The 21,316-nt window shown below is 68.5% G+C and carries 18 protein-coding genes and 1 riboswitch; of the genes, 11 read left to right on the forward strand and 7 right to left on the reverse strand.

Going from position 1 to position 21,316, the window contains the following annotated elements:
* The first annotated feature begins 18 nt into the window (after positions 1 to 18).
* The 5 genes from ACWEQQ_RS19905 (at position 19) to ACWEQQ_RS19925 (ending at position 3,672) form a co-directional block, all read left to right on the forward strand.
* Complete coding sequence (locus ACWEQQ_RS19905; protein WP_452349216.1) at positions 19 to 210, forward strand: hypothetical protein; 192 nt, start codon at positions 19 to 21, stop codon at positions 208 to 210.
* Between the two features lie 125 nt (positions 211 to 335).
* Positions 336 to 1,256 (forward strand): AraC family transcriptional regulator ligand-binding domain-containing protein, encoded by a 921-nt coding sequence (locus tag ACWEQQ_RS19910; RefSeq protein ID WP_452349217.1) that lies wholly within the window; start codon positions 336 to 338, stop codon positions 1,254 to 1,256.
* Positions 1,257 to 1,347: 91 nt separating this feature from the next.
* Positions 1,348 to 2,220: an AraC family transcriptional regulator ligand-binding domain-containing protein gene (locus ACWEQQ_RS19915; RefSeq protein ID WP_452349218.1), complete on the forward strand. Its 873-nt coding sequence runs from the start codon at positions 1,348 to 1,350 to the stop codon at positions 2,218 to 2,220.
* 9 nt (positions 2,221 to 2,229) lie between these two features.
* Positions 2,230 to 3,222, forward strand: coding sequence for an AraC family transcriptional regulator ligand-binding domain-containing protein (locus ACWEQQ_RS19920; protein ID WP_452349219.1), 993 nt, complete (start codon positions 2,230 to 2,232; stop codon positions 3,220 to 3,222).
* 258 nt (positions 3,223 to 3,480) lie between these two features.
* Entirely contained in the window at positions 3,481 to 3,672 is a 192-nt protein-coding gene (locus ACWEQQ_RS19925) for a hypothetical protein (RefSeq protein ID WP_354835950.1), read from the forward strand.
* 22 nt (positions 3,673 to 3,694) lie between these two features.
* Here the strand turns inward: ACWEQQ_RS19925 and ACWEQQ_RS19930 are convergent, their stop codons facing one another.
* Together ACWEQQ_RS19930 and ACWEQQ_RS19935 are read right to left on the reverse strand one after the other, a co-directional pair.
* Positions 3,695 to 5,335 carry an NRAMP family divalent metal transporter gene (locus ACWEQQ_RS19930; protein WP_452349220.1) on the reverse strand — a complete coding sequence of 547 codons (1,641 nt, stop codon included), beginning with the start codon at positions 5,333 to 5,335 and terminating at the stop codon, positions 3,695 to 3,697.
* A complete protein-coding gene (locus ACWEQQ_RS19935) occupies positions 5,332 to 6,672 on the reverse strand; it encodes a magnesium transporter MgtE N-terminal domain-containing protein (protein ID WP_452349347.1) in 1,341 nt (446 codons plus the stop codon). The genes ACWEQQ_RS19930 and ACWEQQ_RS19935 overlap by 4 nt, the downstream gene beginning before the upstream one ends.
* Before the next feature lie 104 nt (positions 6,673 to 6,776).
* A riboswitch (M-box (ykoK) riboswitch) is annotated at positions 6,777 to 6,957 on the forward strand.
* 280 nt (positions 6,958 to 7,237) lie between these two features.
* Between ACWEQQ_RS19935 and ACWEQQ_RS19940 the strand changes: the two genes are divergently transcribed.
* A complete protein-coding gene (locus ACWEQQ_RS19940) occupies positions 7,238 to 7,654 on the forward strand; it encodes a hypothetical protein (protein ID WP_452339184.1) in 417 nt (138 codons plus the stop codon).
* Between the two features lie 97 nt (positions 7,655 to 7,751).
* Here ACWEQQ_RS19940 and ACWEQQ_RS19945 read toward each other — a convergent pair whose 3' ends face one another.
* The 5 genes from ACWEQQ_RS19945 to ACWEQQ_RS19965 form a co-directional block, all read right to left on the reverse strand.
* Positions 7,752 to 8,264, reverse strand: coding sequence for a DUF3558 family protein (locus ACWEQQ_RS19945; RefSeq protein ID WP_452349221.1), 513 nt, complete (start codon positions 8,262 to 8,264; stop codon positions 7,752 to 7,754).
* Positions 8,264 to 8,788, reverse strand: a complete 525-nt coding sequence (locus ACWEQQ_RS19950; RefSeq protein WP_452339244.1) for a DUF3558 family protein — start codon at positions 8,786 to 8,788, stop codon at positions 8,264 to 8,266. Before ACWEQQ_RS19950 ends, ACWEQQ_RS19945 begins: the two co-directional genes overlap by 1 nt.
* Positions 8,789 to 9,089: 301 nt before the next feature.
* Complete coding sequence (locus ACWEQQ_RS19955) at positions 9,090 to 10,052, reverse strand: DNA polymerase domain-containing protein (RefSeq protein ID WP_452349222.1); 963 nt, start codon at positions 10,050 to 10,052, stop codon at positions 9,090 to 9,092.
* A 105-nt stretch (positions 10,053 to 10,157) separates the two neighbouring features.
* On the reverse strand, positions 10,158 to 11,426 hold the full coding sequence (locus ACWEQQ_RS19960) for a glycosyltransferase 87 family protein (protein WP_452339181.1): 1,269 nt from the start codon (positions 11,424 to 11,426) through the stop codon (positions 10,158 to 10,160).
* A 144-nt stretch (positions 11,427 to 11,570) separates the two neighbouring features.
* A complete protein-coding gene (locus tag ACWEQQ_RS19965; RefSeq protein ID WP_452349223.1) occupies positions 11,571 to 13,514 on the reverse strand; it encodes a serine/threonine-protein kinase in 1,944 nt (647 codons plus the stop codon).
* Positions 13,515 to 14,019: 505 nt separating this feature from the next.
* Here ACWEQQ_RS19965 and ACWEQQ_RS19970 point away from each other — a divergent pair.
* The 5 genes from ACWEQQ_RS19970 to ACWEQQ_RS19990 all read left to right on the forward strand — a co-directional run bounded on the left by ACWEQQ_RS19970 (position 14,020) and on the right by ACWEQQ_RS19990 (position 21,172).
* A complete protein-coding gene (locus ACWEQQ_RS19970) occupies positions 14,020 to 14,430 on the forward strand; it encodes a hypothetical protein (RefSeq protein ID WP_452349224.1) in 411 nt (136 codons plus the stop codon).
* Positions 14,430 to 15,806, forward strand: coding sequence for a hypothetical protein (locus ACWEQQ_RS19975; protein WP_452349225.1), 1,377 nt, complete (start codon positions 14,430 to 14,432; stop codon positions 15,804 to 15,806). Before ACWEQQ_RS19970 ends, ACWEQQ_RS19975 begins: the two co-directional genes overlap by 1 nt.
* Positions 15,803 to 17,164: a VWA domain-containing protein gene (locus ACWEQQ_RS19980; protein WP_452349226.1), complete on the forward strand. Its 1,362-nt coding sequence runs from the start codon at positions 15,803 to 15,805 to the stop codon at positions 17,162 to 17,164. The genes ACWEQQ_RS19975 and ACWEQQ_RS19980 overlap by 4 nt, the downstream gene beginning before the upstream one ends.
* Positions 17,165 to 17,177: 13 nt before the next feature.
* Positions 17,178 to 18,296: an ATP-binding protein gene (locus ACWEQQ_RS19985; protein WP_452349227.1), complete on the forward strand. Its 1,119-nt coding sequence runs from the start codon at positions 17,178 to 17,180 to the stop codon at positions 18,294 to 18,296.
* Between the two features lie 74 nt (positions 18,297 to 18,370).
* Positions 18,371 to 21,172, forward strand: a complete 2,802-nt coding sequence (locus ACWEQQ_RS19990) for a DUF5682 family protein (RefSeq protein WP_452349228.1) — start codon at positions 18,371 to 18,373, stop codon at positions 21,170 to 21,172.
* Positions 21,173 to 21,316: the final 144 nt, after the last annotated feature.

A 21,316-nucleotide genomic window follows, 5' to 3' on the forward strand; every position in this document is an offset into this window, starting at 1 on the left:
CGACAGACCGGAGCTCCCATGCCCCATACCGTGGAATCCGCGACCGCCTACGTCATCGCCGCCCTGGAAGCCAAGGGGACGGCGACCCGTGAGGACTTCGACATCCCCGGGATCGTCAACACGACGCACAACATCACGCAGACATGGGATTTCCAGGCGGTCGACCGCCGCCGGTTCTGGGGCATAGCGGCCACCTTCCTGCGCGCCTGACCCGCAGCAGAACAGGGAGCGACACCCCGCTCGCCCGGACCCGCAGGAGATCGGGGACGAGCGGGTTGTCTCACAGTTCGGCGAATTCGCGGTTTCCGGCCGCGAATTCCCCGCACCATTGGCTGATGCACACCTCCGACTCCGTGCTGCTGCCACGTTTCGTCCTGTCGCGCGCCGCGGCCGCGGGCCTGGACCCGGCCCGCCTCGCCCGCGCGGCCGGCATGCCGGGCTGGCTGCTGGAGGACGGCGACGCCCGGGTGTCCAGTGACTACTTCCCGCGGCTGTGGGAGCTGCTGGAGTACGAGCTGGACGACCCGGAGGTCACCCTGCGGGCCACCGCAAGTTACCGGCTCGGGGAATTCGGCCTGATCGACTATCTGGTCTCGACGGCAGAGACAGTCGGCGCGGGCTTCGGCGTGCTGGGCCCGTTCGTGGGGTCGATCTCCACCAACTTCCGCGTCGAGGCCGGCGCGCAGACCGAGACCGAGTCCACCTTCGACATCTACACCGTCAATGCCGAGGGCCGCGGCCGCGACCTGTCGGTACAGATGGCGCTGGCCTGCCTGATCGCGCGCACGCGCCAGACGGCCGGCCGCCCGATGGACCCGGTGTGCATCGGGTTGCGCGAGCGCGCGCCCCGCCGCCTCGACGCCTTCACTGAGCAGTTCGGCACGGCGCGGCTGGATTTCGGCGCTCCGGTCGACCGGATCACCTTCCGCAACGCGGACTTCGAGCTGGCCCAGATCACGGCGGACCCGTTGCTGGCAGCGGTATTGCGCCGCCACGCCGCCACCATGCCGCCCCCGCCGCCGCGCGCCACCGAGTGGCCGGACCGGGTGGCGGCGGTGCTGGCCGAAGTCCTCGACGGCACCGACGCGCTGCTGGACCAGGTCGCGCGCCGTCTCTACACCAGCCCGCGCACCCTTCAACGCCGCCTCGCCGAATCCGGCACCACCTGGCGCCTCGAGGTCGACCGCGCCCGCAAACGCCACCTCGAAGATCTCGAATCCGGCTGGGCCGCCGAACACGACGGCGATACGCCATGATTCGCCGAAGTTCCAGGGGGTACCCGCTCCGGCGAGGTGACCCTGGGTGGCGTGGACGAGGCGGTGTGGCCGGGCGAATGGAGCAGCGATCATGACCGCCTCGGACAGTGTGCTGCTGGCCCGGTTCGTGCTGACGCGAGCCCGGGCGGCGGGGCTGGATCCGGTGGAATTGGCGCGGGCGGCGGGAATCGGGGCCGGCGCGCTGGACGGGCCGCCGGGAAGCATTCCGGGGCAGTGCTATCCGCGATTGTGGGAATTGTTCGAGCGCAGGGCGGAATTGCCGCACGTGGGACTGCGGGCGGCCGAACGGTACGGAATGGGGGAACTGGGGATGATGGATTATCTGCTCGCCACGGCGTCGACCGTGGGCGAAGGGTTCAGGGCCGCAGGGGAATTCGAATCCGCGCTGTCGACCACGCGGCGCCTGGCCGTGGTCGGCGAGGACGACCGGCACGTCACCTTCGCGGCGGAGACGACCGGGGAGGGCCGGGGCACGGAGGTCGCGGCGCAGGCGAGCTTCGCCTTCCTGACCGGTCGTGCACGGCTCGGTGCCCGGACGCGGATCGCGCCGGTCGCGGTGACCCTGCGGGAACGCGCGCCGCGCCACCACGCACCGTATACCGAGTTCTTCGGCACGGCCGCGGTCGATTTCGGCGCCGATGCCGACACGCTCACGCTGCACCATGCGGACCTAAACCGGCGGCAGTTCACCGCCGATCCGGGGCTGGCGGCCGTGCTACGCCGGGCCGCCGCGGTAGCGACCCTGTCCACCCCGCCCGCGCGCGCCTGGGCCGATCTGCTTGCCGCCGAACTAGATTCACTACCGTCGCTGGAGACGGCGTCGATCCACGGCATGGCCCGGCGGCTGGATACCAGCCCGCGCACCCTGCAGCGACGACTGGCCGCGGCCGGGACCAGTTGGAGCCGGGAGCTGGCGAGCGCGCGCCGGCGGGCGGCGTGGTGATGGGTGGCCGTGACTACTCGATCCGACTCTCACGACAGCATTCTGATGGCCCGGTTCGCACTGGAGCGGGCGGCCCGGGCGGGGCTCGATCCGGAGCGGATCGCCCGGCTGGCCGGGGTCCCCGCCTGGCGTGAGGGCGGCGAGGGGACCCGGGTGTCGTCCCGGTACTGCCTGCGGGTGTGGGAGCTGCTCGAACAGGAAACCGGTGACCCGGATATCGCCCTGCGCGTACCGGAGGACAGTGCGACCGGCGAATTCGGTCTGCTGGAGTATCTGTTCCTGTCGGCGGAGACCCTGGGCGCGGCACTGGACGCCTGCGTGCACCACACCGGCAGTCTCACAACGAGTTACAGCTTTCGGATCACGCATGGCACCGAACACGAGGTCTGCTACGAGGTGCTGTCCGGGGTGGAGGACTGCCGCGGGCGAGAACTGTTGGTGCAGGCGGCTTTCGCGCTCCTCGTGGGCCGGGGCCGGGCGGCCACCCGCTACCCGATCGCGCCGACGCGGGTGACCTTCCGGCAGGCCGCGCCGGTCGACCTCGCCGCCGTCACCGAGCTGTTCGGCACTCGCGCAATCGATTTCGGGAGCCTGGTCGACTCCCTGACGCTGCGGACCGCGGATCTGGCGCTTCCCATGAAGTCGGCCGATCCCGAGTTGACGGCCGTGCTGCTGTCCTACGCGGCCACGCTGCCGGCCACTCCCGAGTCCGGCATCACCTGGCTGGAACGGCTCGGCGACGTCCTCGACGGCGCTCTCGACGAGGGCACGGCGACACTGGAAGTGGTAGCGCGGCGTCTGCTGACCTCACCAAGATCACTACAACGCCGCCTGACCGAGTCCGGAACCACCTGGCGCCGTGAGGTGGACCGGGCACGGCGCCGCAGATTGCAACGGGCCGAACACCTTCCACGCGCTCAGCAGGCGGAATTCCTGGGATACGCGGATCCGGCCAGCCTGCGGCGCGCCGTACATCGCTGGCGCGATCGCGAGGATTCCTGAAAGATGGACCCCGCGCGCAGGCCGAAATCGCACCTACCGTACGGTATTCCGGCAACCACACAGCAAGGTTGGCGTGTACCGGCCCGGTTTGGCGTCTTCGGAACTCCCGCGCGACGCGAGCGGAAATAAAACTGGACGGAAACGCCACGACGTGCCCGCCGCGAGGCTCGCCACGGCGTTTGCGATGCGTGGTTGTGGCCGACGCTGTCCACGGCCACGTGTCCCCATCCGGTCCTGGTCCTCGATTGGAGCTTCCTCGTGCCCCACACCGCAGAAACCGCCACCGCCTACGTCGTCACCGCCGTGGAGGCCAAGGGCACCGCCACCCGGCACGACTTCGACATCCCGAGCATCGTCAGCATCACGCACAGCCTCACCGAGAGCTGGGATTTCAACAGCGTGGACCCGAACATGTTCTGGAACATCGTCGCCACCTTCCTCGAGCACTGAGCTCGGCCGCGCCCCGCGGCCGTCAGCCCCGCCCCAGCTGAATCGCCTTGACCAGCAGCAGAATCGCGCCGACGACCAGATAGGCGCGCAGGGCGATCATGCCCAGCCGGGTACCGGCCGACCAGGTCACCGGTTCCAGCAGCGTCAGCGGCGGCATCCGCCAGATGTCCTTCGCGGACGCCTCGAAGCGGGGCCGCGGCGTGGGCGCGGGCGCCCCGCGCTGCGTGAACCTCAGCGCCACCACCGCGATCACGGCCAGGAACACCAGCGCCACCGCCAGGTATCCGGCCGTGGCGACCACATCCAGGTCCGGGTACAGCGTGGTGGCCATGAGGATTCCCGACAGCAACAGCAGCACGCCGACGATGATCGCCGCCACGACGTTCAGCCAGGTGCGATTCACCCACGGCCCGAGCACCTGCGGGTCGTTGCACAGCAGCAGCAGGAACACGCTGGCGCTGGGCAACAGCAGCCCGGCCAGGGCCTGCACGGCGGTGGTGATCAGCCCCAGGGGCGCACCCGGAATCAGCACGATGCCCGCGGCGAGCACCACCATCGCGATATAGGACAGATAGAACTGCCTGGCGTCCTTGAACCCGCGGTGCAGCGAGTGCTTGATGCCGAACACATCGCCGAAGGCGTAGCTGGTGGCGAGGGTGACCGCCGCAGCGCCGATGATCGACGCGTCCAGCAGCACGATCGCGAAGACCGAACCCAGCAGGCGGTGGACCTGGCCCAGCAGGTGCGCGATCTCGCCCGCGTCGACGAACTTCCCGACCGCGTCATTGGCGCGCGCGGCGTAGTCGGCGGTCATCATGAGCGCGGCCGCACCGATCACCACGACGAACGCGCCCAGGGTGGTGTCGGCCCGCTCGTAGCCGATGAACCGCGGGGTGATGCGCTTGTCGACGATATTGGACTGCTGGAAGAACAGCTGCCATGGCGCGACGGTGGTGCCGACGATGGCGATGATCAGCAGCACCGCGTCGGAGGTCCAGCTGCCCTCGACACCGGGCACCACGAAATCCTTTGCGGCGCGGCCCCAGTCGGGATGCGACAGCAACAGCATCGGAATCTGCAGCAGGGTGATCAGGATGAATACGAACATCGCCCGTTCCCACCGCCGGAAGCTGCCGGTGGCCATGATCGCCACCAGCGCCGCGGCCGCCACCGGCACCACGACGTACTTCGAGATGCCGAAATACTCCGCGGCCAGGCTGACACCGATGAACTCGGTCACGATGGTGAGAAAGTTCAGAACGAAGAGATCGCCCACCGAGAACCAGCCCCAGCCGCGGCCGAAGCGCTCGTTGATGAGCCGCGCATGCCCGACGCCGGTGACCGCGCCCAGGCGAACCACCATCTCCTGGTTGACGATCAGTACCGGGATCAACAGCAGCAGCACCCACAGCAGGCTGTAGCCGTAGTTCTGCCCGGCCTGCGCGTAGGTGGCGACACCGCCGGCGTCATTGTCACCGACCATGACGATCAGCCCGGGGCCGATAATGGCCAGCAGCGTCAGCATCCGGGTCTTGAACGTGCGCGAATGCTCGATGTCACCGATCTTGATCTTGCCGAGCGCGCCCTCGATATCGCCCAGGTGCGCCGAATCCAGCACGGCCGACCGACGATTCGCGGAACGGTTCTCCTCGGCATCGGTCATGGCCGTGCCGCGCCGTCCGAGTCGTCGCCGGATCCGGTCGCGACCGGCCGGGCCGGCCGGGGCGCGGGCTCACGACGCCGCCAGTCGTCAGGAATGACATCCTCGAGCACATCGTCGACGGTGACCACGCCGAGCACCCGATCGGCGTCGTCCACCACCGGCACGGCGTACAGGTTGTAATCGGCCATCAACAGGGCGATGTCGGTGATATCGGTCTCGGGCGCGACCCGCACCGGATCGTCGTCCATGAGGCCGGCGACCGGCGTCGCCGGGTCGGCCTGCAGCAGCGCGATCACCGAGACCACGCCCACCAGCCGGCCGGAGTCGAGTACGTGCACTTTCAGCAGGGCCTCCGGCTGCAATGCGTGTGCGGCGGAGACCACCGAAAGCGCCTGTGCCGCCGTAGCGTCCAGCGGACACGAGACGAAGTCGACGTTCATCAGCCCGCCGGCGCTGTCGGGATTGAACCCCATCAGCGTGACGACCTTGACGCGCTGCCCGGGCGGCATCAGGTCGAGCACCCGCCGGCGGCGCGATTGCTTGAGTTCGATGACGGAGTCGGCCGCGTCGTCGGCGCGCATGCGCCCGAGCAGCGCCGCGACTTCCGCATCGGACATGTCGTTGAGCAGGCGGCTGGACTTGTCGGAGTCGAGCTCCTCGAAGACATCCGCCTCCAGTTCAGGGTCGTCGTGCACTTGATCCAGGATCTCGTCCTGCTCGTGCTTGTCCGCGTCCTCCAGCAGGTCGGCGATCTCAGCGGGCTTGAGCCCGCGCAACCGGCTGCTGAGCCGCTGGGTCAGCGACTGCTCATGGCCGATCAGCGGCTCGAACGCCTTCCAATCCCGGGAGGCGTGACCGCCGCCGGACTTGATCAGCCCGAACAGGCGAGCCGGGCGGCGGGTGTCCAGTCGCGCCAGCACCCAGCCCGAACCGGAGTCGTCGGGCACGCCGACCCGATCGAGTTCGACATCGTAGGCGCGCACCAGCTCCACCGCCTCCACATCGATCAGCCGGTGACCCAGGATGTCCGCGCGCAGCAGCACCTCACCCGCACGCCGCTCGAAGGACCGCAGGTCGACCTTGTTGACCGAGAGAACGATGCGATCGGCTCCGAACAGCCGGATACGTTCGGCGGAGACGAACACATCGCGCCCGCCCATCCCGACGACCACGCCGATCACCGGCGGATAGGCTTCGCCACCCGGCAGGCGCACGATGAGGTCGTCCACGCGGCCGATGGTCTCCCCCGACGCGGCGATCACCGGCGCCTTCAGCAACTGCGACAGATGCACCGTCGCAACCGATTCCGGCTTCGACGATACTGTGGGTTCGGTCATATGCGCTCCTGACTCGGCGACCCGGAATTCCGGCGGCCACGGGCGAACATTGCATGTCCGAATTTGACGAATCAATCCTCTACTGCCAGACTTTGCGGCGTCAATCAGCACCTCGCTAGGCGAGGCTCCTGTACGAACACAGGCCACTGATCCGACGACGTCGAGAGACGCCCAGGGTTAGGACAGGTTTCCCCGGATTAAGGGGTCACCCGAAGTGGCTTCCCAACGTCATTGTCATTGGGGATACGTCGTACAGTGCCGAAGCTCTGACGAGAGGGGTGCTCGCCCTCCGGCCTGCTGCCGTGGCGACTCCTCGGGTGCACCCTGGTCAGCGCCCTCGTGCGCTCCGGCCGCAAGGAGGTGAGGACGACCCATGACCCCCGGCGATAGTCCGTATCCGAGTGATCCGTTCCACTCACCCGTTTGCGGGTGGAAACACGCCACACGACTCTGACCTTTCACCACACCACGCACGATGCGTATCCCCATGACGCGGCCGTGTAATACGTGCTGGCCTTTCCACCCTCATTCGAAATCATCCACCCAGAATTTCGGAGGTTCGCCAATGAGGAAAATCACCGCGTACACCCTGGCCGCCACCGTCCCCGCCCCTGCCCTGTCCGCGCCGGTGCCGAAGACCGTCGCGAGCCAGGCCGACCAGGATGCCGCGTTCGCCGCGGCGGTCAACCAGTTCGGTCTGGCCACCTCGATGGGCACCCTGATCGGCACCCTCATCGGCGGCGCGGCCGGTTGCGCCATCGGCGCCGCGGGCGGCGCCATCGCCGGCGTCACGGTCATGTCGGTGCCGACCGGCATCGCGGGCGGCCTCACGGGCGCCGCCATCGGCATTCCGCTGGGTGCGGCGGCCGGTCTGGTGCTGACCGGCGTACCCGCCGCCATCGCGGTCGGCATCGGCCTGGCCCAGCGCCTGTCCGCGCCCGACTCCACCCCGGCTCCCGCCGGCGCGGCGCCTGCCGTCTAGCGGGCGAGTGCGATTGTTTCGGTGAAACCCGTTGCGGCGATGAGGGTCTCGACCCTCACCGCCGCTGTCTTCTTGTCCGGCAGCAGGTTGGGAACGGTCACACACCGTCTACCGAGAGGGTGGCCTGCATGAGAGTCATGGCCCCCGCGCACGGGTCCGGTTGCGCCGCGTGGTCGCGGTTCTGGACCCACCAGGTGACGGTGCCGGTGTCGGAGGCGGTCACGGCGCAGGTGCTCGGATCCTTCGGGTCACGCCAGTACATGCCGCCGAAGTGCTTGATCACCAAACGCTCGACCTGATAACCGAATTGATCAGCGATCTGGACCTCACGGCTCAGGGTGTCGTTCTCCAGCCAGGCGTAGGTGATGTCGACCGCACCGCCGTTCGGACTGGTGGCGGTCCAGTTGCAGATGGTGGGGGCGCTCTGCTGTCTGATGCCCGAGACGTGCAGGTTGCTCGCGATCTTCTGATCCTCCAGCGGGCCGCAGCCGGCCAGCAGGTTCGGGGCGTCGGCGGCGCGCACGGGCGATTCCTTCGGACCCTGCGAGCACCCCGAGAGTGCGGCGATCAGTAAGGCCGCCAAGGCGATTGGCGTTCGAACCCGACGCATTACCCCTGCCCGGCCTTCGTCAGAGTGGACGCCGCCAGCTGTTCCAGTCCCTTGCAGGGCTCCTTGGCGGTCTCGGTAATCGCGGCCCGCTCCGACCAATCGATGAAATCGCTGTCCCCGAACGGAAGTGCCACCTCGCACGACTGCGGCCCCTGCCATTCGATGCCGGATTGCCCGCCCACCTGAACGTCGGACGGGCGCGCGTCGGTGATCTGAGTCCGCCGGTCCGCGAGCGGACTGCCCCGGAACCAGTGGAATACCACCGCGTAGTCACCGCCCGCGGGCCGCTGCCATGCACATCCCAGCGGATTCACCGCCACTCGCTGCAGCCCATTGAGCCCGGTCGCCTGGCCGACATCGGCATCGGCCACCCCGCCGCACAGTCCGATGGTGTTCGGTGCCGGCATCACCGCCGCCCTGGATGTGGTCGTCGCCGGGGCCGCCCGTTGATTCGACGAGCCGCCGCAGCCCGCGATCGCCGCCCCGATCAGGGCGATCCCCGCCACCGCGCCTGCCGCTCTCATCACGCCGACCAGCGTAGGCGAACCGCCCGAATCATGCGATCGGCGACGCGGCGGACGATTTGTGACTTTCCGATATTCGGCGACGCACCTGCCACTCGCCTATTTCCGCGTGCCTTTCTCGAATGGATGCGGATTCATCCATGACTCTCGAACTCACCATTCCGGATCGTCCCGCGACGATCGTCTGGCCGGCCGAATTCGGGCCCGCCACCCTCATGGGCCTGGCCGGCCTGAGCCGGGTGCTCGTGCTGCCGGTGGTGTCCACCGTGGTGTGGGTGCCGGTCGGCGTGCCTGGCCTGAGTCAGTTCTCACGGCGGGCGCGGGCGCGGCGCTTGCCCTCGTGCATGGCCTGCACCCGCGCCACCGGGATGGTGTGTCCCTCGGCGATGAGATCGGCTGGGAGAGATTGGGGTTCGGGCATGGCCTCGGCCCAGGGATCGCGGTCGCCGAGCATCTTGGCCGCCGTGCGAATCGTGAAATCGTGCGGGTCGATGTCGGGCAGGTCCGCCCAGACGACCGGGAACGAGACGGTCGCGCCCGGGCGAATCCGCGGGCTGTAGACCGACACCACCGTCGCGCCGCCGGCGCGGGTCGAATCGAGAAAGACCTTGCCGCCCCGGTCTTCTCGAATGAACGCCGTGGTGGCGAGCTGCGGATCGAGCCGCTCGGCACGCGCGGCGATCGCCCGGGTCGCCGCCGCGGCATCCTCGAGATCGACGCCCGGCACCACCGGGACGAAGATGTGCACGCCCTTGGAGCCACTGGTTTTCACCGCGCCCGCCAGCCCGTCCGCCGCCAGCGCTTCCCGAATGAGCTGCGCGGCCCCGACCACCTGGGCGAAGGGCTGATCGGGCGCCGGGTCGATATCCAGCACGAGATGCGTTGGGCTGCCGGAATAGTCGGCGAGACCCGCCGCGTACAGCAGTGTCACGTGGTACTCCACCGCGCGCTGATTGCCGAACCACAGCAACGTCCGCACGTCATCGCAGAGCGCGTAGGACACCTCCCGTTTCGAGCTGCCCGCCCACAGCGTCACCCGCCGCACCCACTCCGGTGTGTACTTGGGCAGGTTCTTCTGCATGAACGGCTCCTGCCCCGGCCGCACCCGCACCACCGACAGCGGCCGCTCCCGCAATGACGGCACCATCCGCTCGCCGATCGCCTCCAGGTAGTCGATCAAATCGCCCTTGGTGGCCTCTGCCCCGTCGAACAAGGGACTGTCGAGACTGGAGAACTTCAGCCCGGCCCGCACGTCATCGCCCATCGGCCCACCATGCGCCACACCCGTACCGCCGTCAACCATCCCGGCCGTGGCAGCCGCGGCGCAGTACCGCGAGCTGATACCGGAAATGATGAAACAGGAAGGGGCCTAACGGACCAGCGCACCAACCGCATGGTTCTGGTCGACCGGCTGCACACGCCGGGTGCTGAGCAGGAACAGCGCCACCAGCAGCACGCTGAACCAGACGTAGGTGTTGCCGATCAGGTGCTGCCAAGGCGTCCAGTGCGATTCGCGATGTTCACCGTCCGGGAGCCAGTTCTGCGGGCCGATCACGAAGATCGCGGCCGTGATCGCGGTGACCAGGTACCAGCCCGCGGCACGGCGCCAGGGCAACCGGGTCGCGTATCCGAGCATCGCCAGCAGGGCCGGGGCGATCCAGATCCAGTGGTGCGACCAGGAGATCGGGGACACCAGCAGCGTGAAGACCGCGTTGATCCCGAGGGCCAGCGGCGGGAAGTCCACCGCGCGGCGCATGGCGGGCACCACCAGCGCCAGCAGTGCGGCGCTCAGCACCAGCCACAGAATCGTGAGCAGTGGCTTGTGGATCTCGAACCGAGCCAGCACCGCCTGAATCGACTGATTGGTATGGAATGCCGAACCGCTGAGCCCCGACACATTGCCCAACCCGCCGAACCAGTACTTCACCGACGCCTGCGGCAATACGGCAAAGGTCAGCGCGGTCGCGACGGCACCGGTGATCGCGGCCGTGACGGCGGCCTTGTAATCACGGCGAATCAGGAAGTAGAGGATGAACGCGGCCGGCGTCAGCTTCACCGCGGCCGCGATGCCGATCAGCATGCCGCGCCGCCACTTCGGCTTCTCCGTCAGGCAGTCGGCCACCACGAGCACCATCAGCAGCAGATTGACCTGCCCGAAATCCAGCGTCGAGTGGGTCGGCTCCAGCAGCAGGGCCAGCGGCGTGGCGCAGGCGGTCACCCACAGCCCGAGCCGCTGCCGGCTCTCCCCCGGCCACACCCGCAGCGCCACCAGATAGAACGAAATCGCCAGCGCGGCCACTGAGGTCACGAAGAACCCGGTGCGAGCCACGTCCCAGGGCAACGCCGCGAACGGCGACAGCACCAGCGCGGAGAACGGCGGATAGATGAAAGGCAGCCCGATCCCGATCGTGGTCTGCGGCAACTGCCCGTACATATCCCCGCCGTGCCATAGCGTCTGCACGCCCAGCCGATACACCTGCAGGTCGATGAACCCACCGGTGATCTGCTTGAACGGCCACACGGGCAGCATCAGGCACAGCGCGGTGGAGGCCACACACAACGCCGGAACCAGCCACATCACCCGCCCGAAACGGCGGGTCAGCGACTTCGGGTCAGCAACAGCGGTAGAACAACTCATCCGCCATCACATTATCGGCGTCCCCTCCCAGGCGTGCACCCGCACCCACCGAGACTCGCCAATGGGGATCGATGCCGGTCGCGGACCGCCGCGCGCACCGCTCGGACCAGCGCAGCCGCCGCGCCCGTGTGGGGCTCCCGACCGCTAGTCCTGCCGCCGAGACGACTCCGATGCCGTATCGGGGCTCGGCTCGTCCGTGCCCGCGGCACACGTATCGGATGCGGAGGCAACACGTTCGAGCGCCTCGATATCTTTCTCGATGACGCCGTAGAGCAGATAGGCGAGCACGAAGCCGATGATGCCGCCGATGCACAGGATCCGGACCGCCCAGATAATGGATTCGATCTCCGCGCCCGGCAGGAAGGTTATGCCGGTCACGCCGACCAGCGGCACCGCGGCCGCCACGGTGAGGTAGAAACCGGTGCGCCCGGCGAGGCGGCCCAGGTGGTCGATATCGGCGGCGTCGGACCGTCCGTGCACGAGGAAGACGGGATACAGGCACCGCACCACGTACCAGGTGACCGCGAAGTACGGATACGCCACCGCGATTGCGCCGCACACTACGACCGACAGCAGGAAATGCACGTAGGTGCCACGTGGAACGCCGCCGGCGATCAGGTTCAGCATCACCGGGACGATCACGCCGCAGAGCACCCAGAACACGAAGGCAATCCGCGCCGCCCGGCTACCGAGCCGCAGCGCATCGATACGCGTCCGAGTGAGGGTCTGGTCGCTGTAGTTCCATCCGAGCCGCAAACCAATGGGTACGACAATGAGGCGGCGCGACGCGTAGAGAATCAGGATTCCGCCCACCGCGATAGCGAGCGGATACAGCACCGAGGCGACATAGTCGAAGGACCGCTGAGCTGCGGGCGCGAGCTTACTGACGATGAGCATTTTGTTGTAGTAATAGTTGTACCCAGCCGCCACCACATTCGGTATTCCGATCGCTATCGCGATCATCGGCAGCGGCCACAGCGGTCCAGTCGGCCGCCGGGAGTGTTGCGGTGGGTCGACCAGATCCCGGGCCCGGGGGTCGAGGCACAGCTCGAATTGCTGAGCCAGCTCCGCGCCATTGGCCCACCGATCGTCCCGTCGTGGCGACAGGCAGGTCAACAGCACGCGGCGCAGCGAGGCGGGGCAGTCGGCGGGCAGGTCGTCCAGGAATTCCTCGGCGATCGGGCGGCGGCGGATCGCGAGTTCCTGCTCGACATAGTCCTGCGAATCCTTCGCCTCGACCCGGAGGAACGGTCGCCGGCCGGTCAGCAGCTCCCACAACACGACGCCGAGGGCGTAGATGTCACTGCGCGTGTCCAAGTCGTCGACCGTGCCGGGCAGCGACGGGTGGCTCGCCGCCAGATGCTCGGGCGACATGTAGGCCAAGGACCCGCCGAAGTACGCCACCGGACTGCTGCCCGCGAGGTGGTCGCTGAAACTGATATTGAAATCGGCCAGCTTCGGCACACCGTCAGCGGAGAGCAGGACGTTCGCGGGCTTGATGTCGCGGTGCAGTACACCCTGTCGCTCGGCGTAGTCCAGTGCCTCGGCGAGCCGGCGTCCGAGCCAGGCCACGGTCTCCGGCCACGACAGGGCGGCGATTTCCTCACGCACCCGCAGGCCCGTGGTGCGGATCTCGCCCTTCTCCTCCAATGCCGCGTCCACGGCGTTCAGCAGCAACCGCCCGCTGCGTAGCTCCGGCGGGGTCTCGCGGACCCGCTTCAGCACCGCCGCCAGCGTTCCTCCCGGCAGGTACTGCATGTACAGGAGTTTCAGCCCGCGCTCCGGCAGCACCCGCTGGTCGTAGACCCGAACGATGTACTCGTGCTCCAGCCGGGCGAGCGTCTGGGGTTCGATGCCGTGGTCCGTGGACACCTTCACCGCCACCAGTCGCTGCATCGAGCGCTGCCGCGCCAGGAACACCGTGGCGAACGAGCCGTGGCCCAGCTCCAGCAGCAGATCGAAATCGTCGATCCGATCGCCCGGCCCGAGTTCGTCACTCGCGATCGGCGCGCTCGACCGCTCACGCACCGCCCGATCGGCCAATGGATCGAAGGCAGCGGTGGCATCGCCGGTCGGCCGATCACCCATTGCGCATCACCCCGAGCTGAAACCCCGAGCCATGATCGATTTTATCGCGCGGCGGGTTGCCGAGCGCGCCGATCTTCGTGGAGCCGAGGGGACCATCCATTGGCACGGATACGACGGAAATCCGAGTGACCGTTGCCGGTTGACGAGCCGAATCACGGCACCGGGCGAGGCGAATGGCGATGAATTGCACAGCTTCCCGCGCCAGATATCGGAATTACGTTGCGAGTCAGTGAAATACGTCCGATTCGAGCGGCGGGGCTCCGTTCACGGCAGGCGCCGGCGTCGGCGGATGGGTGCGGGAGCTGCCGCGAGAAGGGGTCCTCACCAGCCGATTCGGGGGTGGGGCAGGACTTGTCGGTGGGGTCACATACCTTGGGCGCATCGTGATCGACCGGGAGGGAGAACGATGGCCTCGAATCCGAGTGCCACGCCGGGTGAACCGGCTTGGGAAAGCGCTTCTGTGGTGCGGGTTCTGCCCGCTGTCGCGCCGCGGAAATTGAACAAGGTGCCGTTCGTCGAGCTGGCCGACGGACGCCTGCAAGGGGTGGTGTCGAGTGGCTCCGATATCTCACGGGTGTACGTGGCATCGGTGACCGCGGGGACGCACGGGCTGAGCTGCAGCACCAACAACAACCGGCCGTGCGGCGGGTTGAACCAGGGGTGGGCCTGCAAGCATCTGGACGCGCTGATCGATGAAGCGGTGCTCCAGTACGGGCAGGATCGGGTGGCACGGTTCCTGCGCGTCGAAGTCCCGGAGGGATCTCGACTTGGCCACTGTCTCAATGGAACTCGTGATCCGGCTCCGGCCGCCGCGGTGTTCGGCCGGTTCCTGCGGCATCTGACCTATCTGGAGCTGCCGGGTAGCGCGACACCGATTCCGGAGCTGCACTGGTTCCCGGCGGGGGTGGGTCGCTGATGCAGGCGGTACAACTGGCCGCGCTGGTGGATGCGCCCGCCGGTGTCGAGGCAGCCCTGGACGCGGTGAGCGGGTTCGATTCCGCTCTGGTCAATGGCTTCGCCCGGGTTTCCGAACCGCAGAGCGCGGCGCTGGCCGCACTGGCCGCGACGGTCGCGGGTTCGCCTCTGGCCGAGGCGGTTTCGGCGGCGGTGTCGAAGGTGAGCACGGGGGCGATCAGCGCGGATGAGCTGTCGGCGCTGGCCGCCGCCCGGGCCGCCCTGCTGGGCGCGGTGCACGACGCACTGGTCGACCAGGCCGATACGGCCATGGGCCGCAATCGATCCGAGTGGACGGCCACGCCGGATGCGGCCGCGCCGAGCCCGCTCGCGGCGGGTTCGCGCGCCTGGCTGGGTGAACTGGCCATCGCCGGATGGCGCGGCGTGGACCATGACCTGGTGGCGGCCGCGGATCAGACCGTGGAGTCGCTGCTGGCCGAACCCGCGCTGCGGCGACTGGCGATGCTACTGGACGGCTTCACCGCCGAACTGGGCGCGTCCGCGCCGATCGCCACCATGGACCGGGTGCCCGCGCGACGCTGGGCCGATCTGTGGACGCGGGCCCTGCTGCTGTCTTGGCGCGGCGCGGAATCCACTGCCACCGAACCGGTTTCGGGTCGCCTGCTCCCGCTCGGCGTGGATCTGCACGAGCACGGGACCGCGGTACAGGCGCAGGTGCACGGCGTGCTCGAGGTCGCGGGCGCACCGGCCCGCCGGGTGCGGGTGTCGGTGGCGGCGGCCAAGGTGGACACCATTGTGGGACCGGCGGTGTGGCAGCTGCTGGGTGCGCATCGCCAGTTGCTCACCGCGCTGGCCGGGCAGCGGGCGCTGGAGCTCACCGATATGCCGCTGACGGCGGCCGGGGACCTGCTGTGGGAGGACGATCGGGCGAAGGCTGGGGAGGCCGCCGATCCGTTCGTCACCGCCACCGTGCAACTGCCGCAGGCGCAGGCCCCGGCCGTCGCGCCGCTGGATCGCGATCCGGTGCACATCGCCGAACCGGTTGTGCTCGAGGGGTACCGGTTCCGCGACGGCGTACTGGAGATGGGTGACCAGCGGATCCGGGTGGAGCTGGACGCGCTGCCGTCCGCCGGTCCGCTCACTCCGGCCGGGGTGACCGGGTCCAGCGCCATGATCGGCTTGCTGCGCTGGGATGCGGGCGTCTGGTCGGTGCGGCCGCTGGCCGTGCAGCGCAAGGTCAAGGGTGCGCTCACCGCCTTCCACAACGGTGAATGGGCGCTCGGCCCGACGGATCCGAAAGTCGCCAAGGCACAGGCCAAGTCGGGCGATGCCGTGGCGGTGCTGCGCGAGCGCGCGGGACGGTTGCTGCGCAAATGACGAATCATGAAACGCGACGCCAGATCCTGTACTGGCGTCTTCTGGCCGGTGTCTTCGCCGGAGATCAGCAACCGGCGCTGGAGCAGGCCAGCGCGGGCATCGTCGACGATCTGGGTCTGCCGCTCGCCGTGCTCGATCCCGGCATCTCCATCGACAATGTGGTGCAACGCTATCCGGAGATGCAGGCGGAGTTCGAAAGCCTCGACTTCTCCGAAACCGGGGACTCCGCGACCGAGGGACCGGCAGCCGAAAACGGCGGGACCGAGGCCGAAGCCGCCGGGACCGAGATCGAAGACGCCGCGCCCCAATCCATCGGCGCGGCCGATGTCCGCACCGCCGCACTGGTTTCCAAGCTGCTGCTGAACGTCTTCGCCACCGGCGCCGGCCAGGTCAGCGCCACCCAGCTGGCGGGCTGGCAGTCCGATGCGAACTGGCTGCGGCGCTGCCTGGGCGAGGAGCAGGCCGGCGCCGTGCAAGGCGTGCTCACCGGTCTGGAAGGTGAGCTGGTGTCCCGCATGCGGCTGCGCGAGGTGCTCGCCGATCCGCACCTGGCCGCCCAGCTCACCCCGAGCATGTCGCTCATCGAACAACTGTTGCGCGACAAGCACAATCTGTCCGGCGTGGCCCTGGCCAATGCCAAACGCCTCATCCGCCGCTACATCGACGAGGTCGCCGAAGTGCTGCGTACCCAGGTGCAGCAGACCAGCGTCGGCACCGTCGACCGCTCGGTCCCGCCCAAGCGGATCCTGCGCAATCTGGATGTGGATCGGACCATCTGGAAGAACCTGCCCAACTGGAACCCCCAGGACGAGCGGCTGTACGTCGACCGGCTCTACTACCGCCAGACCGCCAAGCGCACCGTCCCCGCCCGCATGATCGTGGTGGTGGACCAGTCCGGCTCCATGGTCGACTCCATGGTGAACTGCACCATCTTGGCGTCGATCTTCGCGGGCCTGCCCAAGGTGGATGTGCATCTCATCGCCTACGACACCCGCGCCCTGGATCTCACCCCGTGGGTGCACGACCCGTTCGAGGTGCTGTTGCGCACCAACCTCGGTGGCGGCAACGACGGCCCGATCGCCATGGCCATGGCCCAGCCCAAGATCACCGACCCGAAGAACACCGTGCTGGTGTGGATTTCGGACTTCTACGAGTTCGATCGCTCCCAGCCGCTGTTCGAGGCCATGGAGGCGGTGCACCGCTCCGGGGTGAAGCTCATCCCGGTCGGCTCGGTGAACAGCTCCGGCCACCAGAGCGTCAACCCGTGGTTCCGCGAGCGGTTCAAAAATCTTGGCACCCCGGTGATTTCCGGACGCATCCAGAAGCTCGTGCACGAACTCAAGAACTTTCTCGACTAGGAGACCAGCCATCATGAACGACGTTTTGCGCGCCCCCGCCGAGGTCAAGTACGCCGAAGAACTGGATTGGCTGGAGTCCATCGACGACGGCCCCAAGCCGTTCGCGTGGCGGCTGAGCCCGAAGATGGTGCGGCTGTTCATACTCGGGTCCGAACGCGCCGACGGACTGGACCGCCATGTGGAGCAAAAGTGGTTCGGTGACCGCAGTTTCGTCGAGCGCAGCATTGTCACGCTGGCCTCGGACCGGGGTCTGCTGCTCATCGGCGATCCGGGTACCGGCAAGAGCTGGCTGGCCGAGCTGCTGTCGGCGGCCATCAGCCGCAATTCCACGCTGGTGGTGCAGGGCACCGCCGGCACCACCGAGGACCACATCAAGTACTCGTGGAACATCTCCATGGTCATCGCCAAGGGTCAATCGCGGGAGTCGATGATCCCGTCCCCGATCATGACCGCCATGGAGCAGGGCGTGATCGGCCGCTTCGAGGAGCTCACCCGGTCCACCAGCGATGTGCAGGATGCGCTGATCTCCATCCTGTCGGAGAAGTACGTCTCGATCCCCGAGCTCGATGACGACAATGTGGTGTTCGCGCAGCCGGGCTTCTCCATCATCGCCACCGCCAACAGCCGCGACCGCGGCGTGAACGACCTGTCCTCGGCACTCAAGCGGCGCTTCAACTTCGTGCGAATTCCGATGGTGTCCAACAAGAAGAGTGAGGCGGAGATCGTGCGCTTCCGCACCGCGGAACTGCTGCGTCGCCACTCCATCGAGCTGGAACTGCCGCCCACGCTGCTGGACATCCTGCTGGAGAGCTTCGCCGATCTGCGCGCCGCCGCGGCGGCCGCCACCAGCGACGACGACAAGCTGGAGTCGGCGCTGTCCACCGCCGAGCAGATCGGCGTACTCGAGGACGCCATCCTGCACAGCCAGTTCTTCGGTGCGAAGGAACTGCGCGCGGAGACCCTCGCCGGTTCGCTGGTCGGGTCGCTGGCCCGGCGCACGCCCGAGGACCTGGCCATTCTCAACAAGTACCTGCACGGCGTCGTCGAGCCGCGCACCAAGGACAAGAAGGGCGATGCCGCCTGGGGCGAATTCCTCGAGGGCGGCCGGGCAGCGATCGCGAGGCTGTCGTGAGCGAGCTTGCGAGCGAACCATCGACACAGCGCGCCCACGCGCAGGGCGGAACCGAGCGCCAGCGAGGTGGAGCCGTGAGCGTGCCCGACACCCGGCCCGCGCCGAATACCTTTGCCGCGCTGCGGGATCAGCTGGCGGACGCGGCCGTCGCGTTCGCCGGCGCACCCGGGGCGGCGGGCGACATCCTGGCGGGCATCGTCGACGATGTCGACCGGGCGCTGTCGGAGCGGCTGGAGATCTTCCCGGTCTGCCACCACTCGCCCGCCTCCGGTCTGGCCATGGTGCGACGGCTGCGCGAGAAGCAGCCGAGCGTCATCTACCTGGAATTGTGCGAGGACATGCGGCCGCTGCTGGACGAGCTGCGCAACTGCCGCCTGCCGATTGCGCTGCAGGCCTTCGCCACCGAGATCGAGGGCTTCCCCGCGGAATGGGCGCCGCTGTCGGTGGTCGCGCCGATCACCGAATCATCGGCCGAGTACCAGGCCATCGCCTACGCGCTCGATACGCCGGGCGTCGAACTGGTGCTGGTGGATCGGTCCACCGATCATGTCTTCCAGTGGGCTCCCGAGGCGAAGCAGTCCGAGACACCCGCCGACGGCGAGCAGGCCGAGGACGACGGCCTGCACGGCGGCGCGGTCGGCCTCGAAATCGGTGATCTGCGACCGCGTTTCGCCGAACTGGAAGAACACCTGCTGCACCACGGCAAGGTCCGGCACTGGTCGGAATGGTGGGACCAGTACGTCGAGCAGCCCCTCGTGGACGCCGACTACGACACCTACCGTCAGGTCATGGTGATGATCGGCAGCCTGTTCCGCCGGCTGCGGCGCGGCAGCACCGTCGAGGACGAGGACCGCGAACGGTACATGTGGACCCGCATGCGGGAACACTTGGCCGCCAACGAGATCGATCCGGCGCAGGCGTTGTACGTGTGCGGCGCGGCCCATGCGGCCAGCCCCGTCGAACAGTTCGGACTGGCTGCGTCGGAGCCGTTCGAGATCTCGCCGCGCTCGGCCACGAAATGGCACTACGGGCTGATCCCGTCCAGCCACTCCGCCATCGAGGCGCAGTTCGGGCTGGCCGGCGGCGCGGTGTCGATCGCGGCGGCCACCTGGGCGAAGGGCTTGCGGCGCGGCAAATTGCAGTCGTTCCAGCTGGAAGGCCAGCAGGGAGCGAAGAAGCGCGCCAAGCAGCCGCCACTTCCGGCGGAAGCGGAAGCCGAAGTGACGGACCGGCTTTCGGGCTTCCTGTCCCGGCCACCGGTCCTGGACCCGCTCGACGAGGCCGAGCTCCTGGAGTGGTCGGTGGATATCGTCCGGCTGGCCCGGCGCAACGGCTACCTGGCCAGCACCGCCGACGCCATCGCCATCTTCGAGACCTCGATCCTGCTGGCGGGCTTGCGCAATCGTGCCCGTCCGGCGCCGTACGACTTCCAGGACGCGGCCGTCACCTGCCTCGAGAAGGACCGGGTACCGGGGCGGCGGGATGTGCGGCGACTGTGCGAGATCCTGCTCGGCGGCGACCGCATCGGCCAGGTCGGGTACGCGGCGCTGCCGCCGCTGGCCCGCGATGTGCTCGACCGGCTGGCACCGCTGGGACTGGATCTGTCCAAGCGGACGCTGCAACGCGCGCTGCTGGACCTGAAGGCGAATCCGGACCTGCGGCCGTGCTCGGATCTGCTGTGGCTGCTGCGCAGGCTGCTGCCGCAGGACGCGCTGCGGCCCATCATGGGCTCGCGCGGACTGGGTGAGACCTCGATCCAGGAGAGCTGGGACATCGGGCTCGGCAAACACCAGCGCTCACTGGTGGAGCTCGGGTACGAGGGCGTGTCGGTGGAGCAGGTGCTGGAGCAGCGCCTGCGGCGCGCGGTCGCCGCGCCGGACGCGACCGCGGCCGTGGCGCTGGGCGCGGTCGAGGACGCGCTGGTATATCTGGGCTCGGTCCGGCTCGCCGACGAGCTGGGCCGGCGCGCGGTCGAACTCCTCGCCGCCGAACGGACAGTGGACGACGCGCCCGTCGTGCTGCGGCGGATCCGGGTGCTGCTCAACTACTTCCGCTCCACCGAGGACGGCCTACCGGCGTGGTGCGAACGGTTCGTGACAGCCGGGTACGCGCACTACTGCACCCTGCTGCCCACCGCCTTCGCCGCCGAGGAGACCGGGCCGGCGCAGGTGGCGGCCATGCTGGGCTTCCTGTTCGGGATGGAGAACCTGGCGCTGTCACTGGGCTGCGATCACACCCAGCTGGAACTGGCGGTGCTGCAATCACATCCGGAGGCGCCGGCCAAGGTGGCCCTGCTGTGGGCGGCGCGGTTCCAGCTCGGCCTGCTGACCATGGCCGAGCTGCGCGCGCGGTGCGACGGGATGCTGGCCAATCCGCTGGTGCTGCCGACGGTTCCGCAGTACGTGAGCGGCTTCGTGCGGGCCATCGACCCGGCTCCGGCACTGAAACCCTTTGTGGTGGAGCTGTTGTCGAAGGCCTTCGGCACGCTGCCGGACACGGTACTGCTGCCCTGGCTGCCGAAGTTGATCACCACCCTGAAGGATCAGGCGGGCGATCTGATCCCGGGCCTGGTCCGGGAAGCGGGCCGTACCTTCCCCGGCGCGCTGCCCGCCGTGGACGCCTTCGTCCCGCCCTGGTCGGCCGAATTCACCACGGCCGCACCGCCGGTGGCCGCCGCACCGCGCGGGCCGGTCACCGAACTGCTGGCCGCCCACCCCGCCACGTGTGACGCACTCAGCGGACTGCTCGGCATCGAGGGCGGCTGGCAGGAGGCCGGCCCGGCCGGAAACCACGAGGTAGCCGGCCTGCTCGAGCGATTCCCCGGCACCGCTGCGGGATTGGCCGCGCTGCTCGGCGTGCCGGCCGCGCGGAGCTGACGCGGGTCCGGCCGGCTCGTCCTTCCGACGGCCGGCCGGCCGGACGGTCATTCGGACCGTGCATTGCTGGTAGGCGGGCCGCACAGCACAATTCATACGGTTCGGTCTCGAATTCGGGAGCGCCTCGCGATCGGGCGCGAGAAC

The organism is Nocardia sp. NPDC004123 (assembly GCF_053603795.1).